The organism is Streptomyces canus, assembly GCF_030815415.1.
GTDB classification, from domain to species: domain Bacteria; phylum Actinomycetota; class Actinomycetes; order Streptomycetales; family Streptomycetaceae; genus Streptomyces; species Streptomyces canus_F.
Genome location: NZ_JAUSWW010000001.1, coordinates 4721609 through 4734088, shown reverse-complemented (window position 1 = coordinate 4734088; position 12480 = coordinate 4721609). Strand labels below are relative to the sequence as shown.

General features: G+C 68.0%; 10 protein-coding genes. 7 read left to right on the top strand and 3 right to left on the bottom strand.

Annotated elements, in window-relative coordinates; translation table 11 throughout:
* The first annotated feature begins 113 nt into the window (after positions 1 to 113).
* Positions 114 to 680, top strand: coding sequence for a hypothetical protein (locus tag QF037_RS21860; protein WP_307027772.1), 567 nt, complete (start codon positions 114 to 116; stop codon positions 678 to 680).
* A gap of 92 nt (positions 681 to 772) precedes the next feature.
* Here QF037_RS21860 and QF037_RS21855 read toward each other — a convergent pair whose 3' ends face one another.
* Positions 773 to 949 (bottom strand): thiazolylpeptide-type bacteriocin, encoded by a 177-nt coding sequence (locus QF037_RS21855; RefSeq protein ID WP_307027770.1) that lies wholly within the window; start codon positions 947 to 949, stop codon positions 773 to 775.
* A gap of 226 nt (positions 950 to 1175) precedes the next feature.
* Positions 1176 to 2723, bottom strand: a complete 1548-nt coding sequence (locus tag QF037_RS21850) for a SagB/ThcOx family dehydrogenase (RefSeq protein ID WP_307027768.1) — start codon at positions 2721 to 2723, stop codon at positions 1176 to 1178.
* Between the two features lie 265 nt (positions 2724 to 2988).
* On the opposite strand from QF037_RS21850, the gene QF037_RS21845 reads away from it, so the two are divergent.
* From QF037_RS21845 to QF037_RS21835, 3 genes are read left to right on the top strand one after another with little or no spacing between them, the layout of a single operon-like run.
* Entirely contained in the window at positions 2989 to 4548 is a 1560-nt protein-coding gene (locus tag QF037_RS21845; protein ID WP_307027766.1) for a class I adenylate-forming enzyme family protein, read from the top strand.
* Positions 4545 to 5399: a 2-amino-3,7-dideoxy-D-threo-hept-6-ulosonate synthase gene (locus QF037_RS21840; protein WP_307027765.1), complete on the top strand. Its 855-nt coding sequence runs from the start codon at positions 4545 to 4547 to the stop codon at positions 5397 to 5399. Before QF037_RS21845 ends, QF037_RS21840 begins: the two co-directional genes overlap by 4 nt.
* The gene (locus tag QF037_RS21835) at positions 5371 to 6480 is read left to right on the top strand and encodes a 3-dehydroquinate synthase II (protein WP_307027764.1); all 1110 of its coding nucleotides are present in this window, start codon (positions 5371 to 5373) and stop codon (positions 6478 to 6480) included. Before QF037_RS21840 ends, QF037_RS21835 begins: the two co-directional genes overlap by 29 nt.
* Before the next feature lie 68 nt (positions 6481 to 6548).
* On the opposite strand, the gene QF037_RS21830 is transcribed toward QF037_RS21835, so the two are convergent.
* Positions 6549 to 7193 (bottom strand): response regulator transcription factor, encoded by a 645-nt coding sequence (locus QF037_RS21830; protein ID WP_307027762.1) that lies wholly within the window; start codon positions 7191 to 7193, stop codon positions 6549 to 6551.
* A 1401-nt stretch (positions 7194 to 8594) separates the two neighbouring features.
* Here QF037_RS21830 and QF037_RS21825 point away from each other — a divergent pair.
* Genes QF037_RS21825 through QF037_RS21815 form a run of 3 tightly spaced genes read left to right on the top strand, consistent with a single transcriptional unit; the run spans position 8595 to position 12474 of the window.
* Positions 8595 to 9479 carry an FAD binding domain-containing protein gene (locus tag QF037_RS21825; protein WP_307027759.1) on the top strand — a complete coding sequence of 295 codons (885 nt, stop codon included), beginning with the start codon at positions 8595 to 8597 and terminating at the stop codon, positions 9477 to 9479.
* On the top strand, positions 9476 to 10018 hold the full coding sequence (locus QF037_RS21820) for a (2Fe-2S)-binding protein (protein ID WP_307027757.1): 543 nt from the start codon (positions 9476 to 9478) through the stop codon (positions 10016 to 10018). Before QF037_RS21825 ends, QF037_RS21820 begins: the two co-directional genes overlap by 4 nt.
* Entirely contained in the window at positions 10018 to 12474 is a 2457-nt protein-coding gene (locus QF037_RS21815) for a xanthine dehydrogenase family protein molybdopterin-binding subunit (RefSeq protein ID WP_307027755.1), read from the top strand. The genes QF037_RS21820 and QF037_RS21815 overlap by 1 nt, the downstream gene beginning before the upstream one ends.
* The last annotated feature ends 6 nt before the right edge of the window (positions 12475 to 12480 follow it).

The window sequence follows — 12480 nt, the reverse complement described above, 5'->3', positions numbered from 1 at the left end:
TCAAGAATCGAATGCGATCAGAAAAGGACTGCCGATTACTTCCTGACAAGCGTCATGTGTTTCATGACAGCTGTACTGCATTTCGGGATGAAGCGTTGCGGTACGCTGGGCCGGTGATCAATGAATCCGGCAGCCGAAAATTGAGCGAAAACCGGCCCGTACAGGGCGCGGTCATCATGTCCGTTTTCGCATCGATGTGGGAAATCCTGGGGGTGTCAGGACTAATACCTCGGGTGTCCGCGCCGGCGTTGTTCTGCATAGTCGCGCTGGCGGCGGCCGTGGCGGTCACGGCGGTGACCCTCACCATCCGGTTCGGCGCGCTGCCGGGCCAAAGGCGTATGCGCCGGGTGGCGCCGAACAGCTTCCGGGTTTTCGGCCAGGTGAATATCGGTCAGACCGTGGCGGTCGTCGCGGCGATCCTGCTCCTCGGCCGGCTCGGCCTGTGGCTTTACGTTCCCGCCGCGGTGTGCCTGATCGTCGGGCTGCACTTCCTCCCGCTCGCGCGGTCCTTTGCGCAGCCGCAGTACTGGTGGACCGGTGCGCTGCTCATGGCCCTGGCGTTGGCCGCGGTCCTGACGCTGGCCGGCGGCGTCGACGCCGCGAACGTCCGTGTCCTGCTGGGATTCGGGGCCGCCGCCGTCCTGTGGGCCACCGCGCTGCACGTCGCCCGCCGAGGCTGATCCACGGGCCCGGTCCCGGGCGGACGGCGGTGTTCACCCCCGAGGGGGCGAACACCGCCGTCCGTCTCACCGGATCAGACGATCGGCCTTCGTCAGCAGGTGGACGAAGAGCAGGTCGACGAGGACGACGACGTGCCGCCGCTGCCGCCGGAGGCGCCCATCTCGGGCAGGGCCACGCCCTGCGAGACCTCCAGGACCTCCAGTTCGGTCACGTCGAACGAGGCGAAGACCTGCTCGACGTCGGCAGAGTTGACCGAGATGGTGTTCATTGAGAACTCCTCAACAGTTTCCTTGTGCGACCGGACGGCCGCACAAGGAAACTATTTCGAATTTCCTGGCCGGAAACCAGCGTGTGGCGCCTTCGATTGACACTTGTCACGTGCGCGATTACTGATATCACGAGCAGGCAAGTGGAATTCCGAGTTCCGTCGAATGGGAAAATGAATGCCCCCACCTATTCGATGGGGGCTCAATTCTCAATTTCTTTCCGTGTGCTCAGGCCCGGCGCAGCTCCGAGCCGGCCCATGCAGCCCACTCCGGGTCGTTGACCCACTCCCAGCCCTGTTCCCGGTCCCAGATGCCGGGGTCGCCCGGCGGCCGGCTGCCCAGGATGAAATCGCCCACGGACGACTCCTGTAGATAGTCGAGGCCGAGGACACGCGCCGACATGTCGGCGTTCCCGATGCCCAGACCGCACGGGGCCATCCCCATCGCCGTCGCCACCAGGTACATGGTCTGGTACAGCACGCCGGTGTGCCGCAGGGTTGTCGCGTAAGCCATGCCGCTGTACTTCCAGGACAGTCGCTGGAAACGGGAGGTCATCGTGAGCAGGACGTCGGGGTCGGCCTCCCTGGACGTCGCCGCGGACGCCACTTCCAGCATCGCCCTGCGGTCGAGGGGATCGCCGTTCACCAGGACGAGCCGGTGCCCGACCGGGTCGTAGTAGTAGATGCCCTGATCGATGCCCGTACACCGCTGGATGGTCAGGTACAGCTCGAGCTCGAAGGCCGAGCCGCCGGTGGGATAGGGGCGCGAGACGATCTCGCCGCCCGGTTCGTCGCCCTCGGACGGGACGAAGCGGGTCCTGACCCGGCCCACCCGGTAGAGGAATTCGCCGATCTGCTCGACGGTGAGCGGCTGTTCGCCGTAGCTGCGGAACGACCTGCGGCCTTCCAGCGCCGCGGTCAGGCCGGGGTCGCGCCGGGTGACGTCTTCCAGCGAGGGGCGGTGCAGGGCGACCGAGGGCCCGTCGGGCGGCGGTTTGACCGCGGGGCGCGGGGCGAGCTTCCCCTTGTGCGGGAACACGCCGCCCAGCGGTTCGTCGAACCGTCCGCTGCGGATGCGCGAGTGGAACAGCAGGTCGTGGAAGTCCCATTGCCGCAGGGTCGGATCCTCCTCCTTGCCGAAGCCCTCTTCGAAGTTCCCGTCGAACTCCTCGCCGGGTGAACGGACTTCGACGAATCCGGCGCTGGCCAGCAGGCCCAGCAGCGCGCCGGCCTCATCCGCCGTCAGGCCGCCGCCGGCCGACTCGGCGAGATCGCCGACGCGCGCAGCGGCGGCGAGCGACGCAACGAGCGCCCGGGCGGCCCGGTGGACCAGCAGCACCCTGACCTTGGCCAGCGGCGACTCCAGCACCAACGTCCCGGACCTGGTGCGGCACAGGGCGAACCGGGACAGCCTCACCAGGCTGTCCGGTCGTACGTCCGCGGCCTCGGGAGCCGCGTCGTACGCGGTGTGCTCGAGTCGGATCAGCTCTCGCCCGTCGATCCGTACGCCCCGCACGAGCAGACGTCCGATACGGCCCAACAGGCGCTGGAACTGGACGCGTTCGGCGGGGCCGAGTCCATCGAGGGCCTTGTCCATGGGGACGAGGTCACCGGCGAGCCGGGCGAGGGCGTCCCGGACACCCCCCTCGGGTAGCCGGACGGCGAAGGTGCTCACGGGTGTGGCGAGGCTGACCGACGTGGCGTCGAACCCGACCCGGACGTCGTCCCGGAAGCCTACGAGGTACTCGACTTCGGGCCACGGGTTACCAGGTCGCATGCTGACCTCCGAAATCGTGAATACGGATCTCCTATGGTCGTGCGGCGGCTGTCACCCGTGGCAAGAGACCGATGACGAGGATCAGTTGGTCCATGACATTGGTCATGGGGCCGCCGGAATTGCTTCAAGTGGCCGTCGAATTACCTTTGTTTCACGGCTGATGATGATTGTCATCCGCCTCGACGGGACGCTTGCGTGTGCCGTCCCCGCCCTTCCAGGATTGTTGCTGATCACTCGATGTGCCGCGACGGAAGATGGGACGGGAATGTCTACGGGGCAGACGCTGAACAGCCACATGACACAGACCCGGCACTATGTTCTGCGCATTCTGGAAGAGCTGGAGAAGGATCCGGAGAGAATCGCCGTGCATTCCTGGAACGGTGACGTCACCGCCGCCGATTTCCACCGGTCCGTGACGAGCGCCGCAACTTCCCTCGCACGGGCGGGAATCGGCCCAGGCGACACCGTGGCCGTACTCACCGAACCGAACTGCGCGGCCATGCTCGCCGCGCGCTACGGCGTCCACTTGCGCGGCGCCGCCGTGATCCATATCCGCTCCATGAACGCCCGGTCCGACGCGGACGAACTGCCGGCGGCCGAGCAGAGACGGCTGCTGCGGGCCACCGGCGCGCGCGTGCTGGTGGTCGACGGCCCCAACGTCCGCCGCGGCCGGGCTCTGTGCGAGAACCGCGACGGCACCGCACTCGTCACGCTCACCGGTGACGACGCCGTACCGGACACCGTGGACCTGCCCCCGGCCGCCCCCTACGCGCCGGACGACCCGGCGGTCGTGGACCTGACCAGCGGCACCACCGGCCGGCCCAAGCTCGTGCGCCGCTCCTTCGGAGTGCGGGGCTGGCTCGTCGACCTGTCCTTCGGCGTCTCCGCACCGGACCAGCGGCCGACGCTCCTGTCGGTCACGCCGGTCAGCCACGCCACAGCGACGATGGCGGACGCGGCGCTTGCCGCGGGCGGCACGGTGGTGCTGCACAACGGCTTCGACGTCGACGACGTGCTGCACGCGCTGACCGAACAGCGGGTGACCGACGTGTACCTCGCGGTACCGCACCTCTACCGGCTCATCGAGCAGCCCGGCATCGAGGACGCCGTCTTCCCGGCGCTGCGCCAGGTCCTCTACAGCGGTACGGCTGCCGCCCCGTCCCGCATCGCCCGGGCGGCACGCGTCTTCGGACCGGCCCTGGCCCAGCTCTACGGCAGCACCGAGGCCGGCGGCATGTGCACCCTGACTCCGCTGGACCACGGCGAACCGGAACTCCTGTCCAGCGTCGGCCGCCCCTTTCCTTGGGTGGAGATGGAAATCCGCGACCTCGACTCCGACGGGGCGGTCGAGCGCGGAGAGACCGGCGAAATATGCGTCAGGTCGCCGACCCTCATGGACGGTTACGTCGGCGAGGAGGAACTCGTCGGCCCCGCGATGCACGACGGCTGGCTCCGCACCGGAGATCTCGGCCACTGGGACAGGTACGGATACCTCCATCTGCTCGGCCGAATCGGCAGTGTCGTCAAGGCGAATGGGATAAAGATCCATCCGTCGTCGGTCCAGGACGTTCTGCTACGGCATGCCGACGTGGCGAATGCCGTGGTGTACGGAATCCGTGACACGGAGTACGCCGAGCACCTGGAAGCCGCTGTACAGCTCCGCGCCGGTGCCCGCGGGAGCATCGACGAACTGCGCGCCCATGTCGCCGCCTCGCTGTCGGCGGCCCACGTTCCGGAGAAATTCTCCTGGTGGGCGGAGATACCCCTCAATCCCTCAGGAAAGCCCGACTACGCAGTACTTGAAGGCCGAAAGGACGCGCAATGATTCCTCACGGGCATTTCGCGCGGTCGTTGCGCTTGCGGCGGCTGCACCACCACACCACGTCCGGGCTGATGATCACGCCCCTGGACCACTCGATCAGCGACGGTCCCGTAGTGCCGAGGAACAGCTCCATCGATCTGCTCGCGGGCCAGCTCGCGGCGGGCGGCGTCGACGCGATCGTGGTGCACAAGGGCAGCGTTCGGCACATCCGCCCGGAGCGGTTCGCCGACATGTCGCTGATCATCCATCTCAACGCGAGCACCGGACAGGCCCCGGACCCGGACGCCAAGTACCTCGTCACGGAGGTCGAGGAGGCGCTGCGCCTCGGGGCGGACGCGGTGAGCGTGCACGTCAACCTGGGCTGCGACGACGAGCGCCGGCAGATCGCCGACCTCGGCCGGATCTCCGACGCCTGCGACCGCTGGAACCTGCCGCTCATGGCCATGGTGTATCCGCGCGGACCGCGCATCGCCGACCCGCAGGACCCCGCGCTCGTGGCCCACGCGGTGACCATCGCGGCCGATCTGGGGGTCGACCTGATCAAGACGTCCTTCCCGGGATCCCTGCCCGACCTGGTGGCGCTCACCGAGGGCTGCCCGGTCCCGGTCCTCATTGCCGGCGGCCCTCCGCGGGCCACGGAGGACGGCGTCCTCGACTTCGTCGGCGAGGTTCTCGCGGGCGGTGCGCTGGGCGTCGCGATGGGGCGAAACATCTTCCAGTCCGGCGACCCGCAGCGGACAGCCGCGCGGGTGGCGCGGCTCGTGCACCGGCAGCCGGCCGGCGAACCGGCAGCACCATTCGACCACATGACGAGGGGACACCAGCGTGACGGACAGCAAGCTGTGCTGGCTTGACATACGCAAGGTCGGCGATCTTGCACCGGCGGTGCTCGAAGAGGCCGTACATCAACGCATCGACGCCGTCGTCGCCGCCGACATGACGATGCTGGCCGATCTTCCCCCGACGGTCCGCAGGGTCCTCGTGCACGACGGCGGCGCGCCGGCGGACGGCTTCGCAGGCGCCGACCTGGTCCTGGTCTCCGGCAGCGCCGATGACCGCGCCAAGCTCGCCGAGGCGTACCCGGCAATCGAGTTCGGCCGCTACGTCGAGATCGTGGACGCGGACAGCCTGGAGACGGCCTGTCTGTCGGCCCGGACCGAGCGGTGGAGTCTCCTGGACTTCCGCGATCCCACGAAGATCCCGCTGGAGATCGTCATCGCGGCGGCGGCCGGGTGCGACGGGACCGTCGTGACGACGGCCGCCGACGCGGAGGAGGCCCGGATCATCTTCGGCGTGCTCGAACTGGGCTCCGACGGGGTGCTCATGCCCGCGCGGTCCGTCGGCGACGCCACCGCTCTGAAGCAGGCCGCCGGGACCACCACGGGGGAGATCCCGCTGGTCGAACTGGAGGTCACGGCGACCGCCCACATCGGCATGGGCGAGCGCGCCTGCGTCGACACCTGCAGCTATCTCGGCAAGGACGAGGGGATCCTGGTCGGCTCGCACTCGAAGGGCATGGTCCTGTGCGTCAGTGAGACCCATCCCCTTCCCTACATGCCGACGAGGCCGTTCCGGGTCAACGCGGGCGCGATCCACTCGTACACCGTCTCGCACCACGGCCGTACCCATTACCTCAGCGAACTCGTCGCGGGCAGCAAGGTGTTGGCTGTCGACACGAAGGGGCGCACCCGCGTGGTCAGCGTGGGGCGCGTGAAGATCGAGACACGGCCTCTGATCTCCGTCGACGCGGTGGCGCCCAACGGGCAGACCGTGAACCTCATCCTCCAGGACGACTGGCACGTCAGAGTCCTCGGTCCGGGGGGTGCCGTGCTCAACAGCACGGAACTCCGCCCCGGAGACAAGATCCTCGGCCATCTGCCGACGGCCGATCGCCATGTCGGCTACCCCATCGACGAGTTCTGTCGCGAGCAGTGACGCCCGTGCTGGTTCCCGGAGGCAGACTCGCCCCCGGGAACCAGCACATGTCCCTGCTGTTCAGCTGGTCAGATCCAACATCGTTCGCTCGCTATGCGCACAGCGTCGTAGCGGTTGCGCGCGTCGAGCTTTTTGATCGCTGCCGAGGCCAGATTGCGGATCGTTCCCGCCGACAGATAAAGCTCCCCGGTCATCTCCTTGACCGACGCTCCCGACGCCGTGAGCCGCAGCACGTCCGCCTCGCGGTCGCTCAACGGGCCGCCCTGTCCGCTCGCTGCGGACAGCAACCGCGGATCCATGATCACCTGTCCTGACGCGACGCCACGCACCGACTCGACCAGTCGCCGCAGTCCGGCGTTCTTGGGGACGACACTCAGTACTCCGGCTCTGAGAGCCCGGTCCACGAAGGCCCGTGTCGGAGTGTCCACGACCAGTGCCACCCCACAAGCGGGACGCACCTTGTGTACCTCGACGGCCGCAGTCACGCAGTCGCCGTCGACCCTGTCCGGGTCGATCAGCACAACCTCCGCGTCCGTGCGCTCAACGGCATCGATCAGCTTGCGGTAACCGCTTACGACGGTCACCACGTCAAGACCCTCTTCTCGGTTGAGCGACTCAGCCATCAGCTCGACCGTGAGAAGGGATTTTCCGGAAATGACAACGCGACTCGCCACACTGCTCCCCGTTTTGCCGTATATGGCCTGTGTGGTCACGCCAGAAGGCGCACGGGCCACTTGTGCATCACACTAGAAACACCTGTGCGAAACGGCTGTATGCCTGAGGAAGATTTGAGCAAGGCGGCCTGACATCTTACTGTCCTCTTACTTGCTTCGCAACAGCGGTGCGGGGCGCCGTGGAGGGCCCACCCGAGTGCCTCGCAAGTGGTCGAACCGTGTAGCTGGGGTTTTCGAGCAGTACGGGCCGATAGCCGGAAGTCCCGTCGCGTCCACAACAGCCTGCGGTCCCTTTCATGAAGCGGGAGCCCTTGGCGTCGCCCGCTCTCTCGAAGAGGAGCCTCTGGGGTGACGGTCGGTCGGACCGTGGCCCCCGGATCGTCTACCGGCAGATGAGCGCCGTGCTGTTCGAGGATGCCGACGGGTTGGGCGTGTTCGTGACCAGTGAGGTGGCTGGGATCTTGCACCCTGAGTAGCCTGTGGGAGTTCGACAACTGCTGTGCGTAGGCATTGAGGAGCGGCGTAGGTGCCCCGTGGTGGCCAAGGGGTGGCCGGACGTCTTTGGACGGTGCAGCACGAGGTACCGGCGCTCGGCACGGTGCAGGTGTTCTGGTCAGGCATAACAGCATCCCGCAGCATCGGTCGTCATCAGGCAACACGATCCCTCACGGTCTCGTAATGCGTAGGTCTCGGGTTTCGAATCCCGAAGGCGGCTCCACTTGAGACCAGGTCAGATGCCCTCTGGCCTGGTCTTTTGTCTTGTGCTCCTGATGGTTGGTCAGCTCGTGGGATGTCCATGAGCGGAGGGGAGCGCAAGGGGAGCGCATTCAGCATCGATGGCCAATGTGACCTGGGGTTTTGTGGCCAAAGCGGCAGCCACGGCGGCCATCGCGCGTCGCTGTTCCCGCGCCAGGGCCACACTCGACTTCTGGCGCTGTGAGCAGGCGGAAGACGGGTATCCAGGGACTGTCCGTCGTGCTCTCGGCGGGTACGAAGACAGGTGTCACCATCACGGCGAGCCCGAAACGGCCCTGTACGTGCTCGGCGGCGTCGGCCGTCGGTGGGTCGGCGACCGGCTGGAGCCAGGCCCGCGAGCGTTCCGGGACACTTCGTCGTCGTTGCGCCAGGTGTGGTGCACTAGAAGGAGAACGGCAGTGACACCGGGCCGGTGCGGATGTGCGTCGTACACAGCACACAGGACACAGGAGGCCATCGTCGTGAACCTCGATGACTGCCCCTGCGCACCCGCACATGGCTCGGACCCCGCCCAGGGCCGGAGGGCCCATGGGCATCCGCGTATGAACCGCCTCGGAGCCTGTGAGGCACCCACAATCACCTGACGAATCGCGCGTCGCCATCTCGGGGTAACCGTCCGCAGCCGACTTCGGCTCCGGACCCGGTCACCTGCTCCTTCCCAGGAGCCGCAACCAAGGACAGGCGATGAAGCCGCCTCCATTCATGTACTGCGATCCCGAGTCCGTCGATGAGGCCGTCGCGCTCAAGAGCGAGTACGGCAACGACTCCCTCGTCCTCGCGGGAGGACAGAGCCTTCTCCCCATGCTCACCATGCGGCTTGCCAGGCCGGAGGCACTGATCGATATCAACAAGATCGGTGACCTGCAGAAGATCGAGCGCCGGGCCGACATCCTGGAGGTCGGCGCCGGGGTTCGGCAGTACGAACTGGAGGACCACCCGCTGGTCGGCGAACTGGTCCCGCTGCTACCGGAGGCCACCCGCTACATCGGCCACATCGAGAACCGCCACCGCGGCACGGTCGGCGGCAGCCTGGCGCACGCCGACTCCGCTGCCGAACTGCCGTGCACGGCAGTGGCGCTCGACGCGACGGTGGTCGTGCACGGGCCGTCGGGCACCCGCACCATCGCGGCCCAGGACTTCTTCCAGGGCCGGATGACCACGGCCCTGGAGCCCGAGGAGGTCCTCGTCGCCATCCGCTACCCGGTGACGCCGTGGACCGCAGGCCACGGCTTCGTGGAGGTGTCCCGGCGCGTGGGCGACCTTGCGCTCGCCGGCGCCGCCGCGGTGGTGAACCTCTACGAGGACGGCCGCTTCACCTCCGTCTCCGTCGGCGTCCTGGGTATCTCCGATACGCCGGTCCGCTCCTCCGCAGTGGAGAGCGCACTGATCGGTGAGGCCTCGACCGAGGAGAACATCGCCAGAGTCGCCGAGGAGATCGTTCCCTCGGTGACCTCGGGGGACGACCTGCATGCCACGCGCGCCTACCGCCGGCACCTCGCCTCCGTCGTGGTGTCGCGCGCGATCACCGCGGCCGTGGCACGCGCCCACGAGAGGAGCAACGGGAAGTGACGACCTCGACCGCCGCCAAGTACGGCACTGCCCGCCGGACCGTGACCATGCACGTCAACGGGCGGGACGTGACCCGCGAGGTGTCGACGCGCACCACGCTCGCCGACTTCCTGCGCGACGAACTCGACCTGGTCAGCGTGCATCTCGGATGCGAGCACGGCGAGTGCGGATGCTGCAACGTCCTCTTCGACGGCCACTCCGTGCGCTCCTGCCTGATGCTGGCCGTCCAGGGGGACGGGCACACGGTCGAGACCGTCGAAAGCCTGTCCGTCGACCCGACGGAGCTGCACCCCATCCAGGAGTCCTTCGCCGAGGAGCAGGGGCTGCAGTGCGGCTTCTGCACGCCCGCGATGGTGCTGCGTACCAAGGAGATCATCGAGACCGGTCATGAGATGACCGATGCCGAGGTGCGTCACGAGATCTCCGGGATCCTGTGCCGCTGCACCGGCTACCAGAACATCGTCAACGCGGTCCAGTCCGCCGGCGCCAAACTCCGCGGCGAGGCGGCGGCCGACGGCGCCGCGGGAGGTCGTTCCTGATGACCACCGAGCACACGGACACCACCGAGCACACGAGCACCGCCCAGAAGTCCGACTACAAGTACATCGGCAAGGACCGCAAGCGGGTCGAGGACCCTCGGCTGCTGATCGGCCGCGGCGGGTACATCGCCGACCTCAGACTGCCGGGCATGCTGCACGCCGCGATCCTGCGCAGCCCCGTACCGCACGCGCGGATCAGGTCCGTCGACGCCACCGAGGCACTGAAGCTGCCAGGAGTCGTCGCCGTGCTCACCGGCGAGGACTGCAAGGCGAAGATGAACCCCTGCATGAACTTCGGCCCGGCCACCGTCGCGCAGTATCCGCTGGCCGTGGACAAGGTCCGCTACGTCGGCGAGGCCGTGGCGGCCGTCGTCGCGGAGAGCAGGTACCTCGCCGAGGACGGCGTGGACCTGCTGGAGGTCGACTACGAGGACCTCCCGCCGGTCACCGATCCCAGGGCGGCCATGGAGCCCGAGTCCGCCCTGCTGCACGAGGAGCACGGCAGCAACATCGGCTGCGAGCGGACCTTCGAGTTCGGCGATGTGAACGCCGCGTTCGCCGGGGCCGACCTCGTCGTCGAGGACACCCTGCACTGGGGCCGCTCCGCCGGAATGCCGATGGAGACCACGGGCGCGGTGGCCCAGCCCGGCTTCAACGGCGTACTGGAGATCTACTGCAACTCGCTCAACTTCAGCTACTTCGCCTTCCTGATCGCGGGCGCGCTGAGGGTTCCGTCGAACAAGCTGACCATGAAGCCGGTCCCGGCGGGCGGCAGCTTCGGCAGCAAGCTCGCCGCGCACAAGGTGCCCACCCTCGCCGGCTTCCTGGCGCTGCGGGTGGGCCGCCCGGTGTCGTACGTCGAGGACCGGATCGACCACCTGGTGAACTCGGACCACCACGGATGCGACCGCTTCTACGAAGCCCGCATGGGCTTTCGCGCCGACGGCACGATCGTCGGTCTCGACATCGACGTCGTCGACGACTACGGCGCCTACATGCAGTTCGGCGTCGGCCACCACGGCAACGCCTTCTCCCAGGTCGTCGGCCCGTACCGGTTCCGGGACGTGAGGTACCGCCTGCGGGCCGTGCTCACCGACAAGTGCCAGCAGGGCGCCTACCGCGGCTTCGGCTCCGAGGTGCACAACTGGGTGCTGGAACGGCTGGTCGACGCCGGGGCGGCCCGGCTCGGGCTCGCTCCGGAGGAGATCCGCCGCCGCAACCTCATCCAGCCCGACCAGTTCCCGTACACGATCCCCGGCGGCAACGTCTACGACAGCGGTGACTACCCAGCCGTACTGGACAAGGCACTGTCGATGATCGACCTGGACAGGTGGCGCGCCGAACAGAAGCGGCTGTGGGCTCAGGAGGGCCGCTGCATCGGCATCGGCCTGGCCACCACCCAGGAGCGCAGCGTCTTCAGCTCCACCGAGTTCTGGTCCCTGGTGGAAAAGCCCGTCCTGCCCGTCACCTCCAGCCCCGAGAGCGCGACGGTGACGATCGACCCGACCGGGCAGTTCCAACTCCTGCTGCACTGCCAGTCGATGTGGGGCAACAGCCCCGAGACGGTGGGCGCCACCGTCCTGGCCGAGGAGTTCGGGATCCCGCCGGAGAGCGTCAACGTCCGGTATGCCGACTCCGCCCACGCGCTTCCCAGCACGGGCCCGGGCGGCAGCCGCTACACCGTCATGGTGGCCGGTGCGATCCGGGGCGCGTCGCGCAAGCTGCGGAAGAAACTCATCGACATCGCCGCGCACACCCTCGAAGTGGCCGCGGAGGACCTCGAACTCGTCGACGCGCGCGTGCAGGTCACAGACGCCCCGGAGACCGGGCTGACCCTCGCGGAGCTCGCGGGCACCGCCTACTTCTTCGCGCTCAGCTTGCCCGAGGGCATGACAAGCGGACTGGAGGAGTCCTACACCTACGACCATCCGTACACGACGCTGCCGGCACCGGACGGCTCGGACTTCGGCGTCTTCTACCCGATCATGGGCCATGCCTGCCACATCGCGGTCCTGGAAGTCGACCCCGACACCGGGATCCCCTCCTTCCTCGACTACGTGGCCGTGCACGACGCCGGGACGATCGTGAACCCCAAGAGCCTGGGCGGCCACGTCACCGGCGGCGCCACTCAGGGCATCGGGACCACGCTCTACGAGGAGCTGGCCTACGACGAGGACGGGCAGTTCTTGTCCTCGACCTTCAGGGACTACCTGATCCCCACCGCGGGCGAGGTCCCGCCGTTCCGCATCGGGCACGTCGAGACGCCTTCGCCGTTCACCGAGTACGGCATCAAGGGCGGCGGCGAGGGCGGCCGCATGGTGGCCCCGGCGGCCGTGTCGGCGGCCATCGACGACGCCCTGCGGGAGTACGGGATGCGGGTTCGGCAGCTACCGGTCAAGCCCTCGGACATCGTGGCAGCGGTACAGGCCGGCACCGTCCGGGCCCAGGCGGGCTGAGGTCCG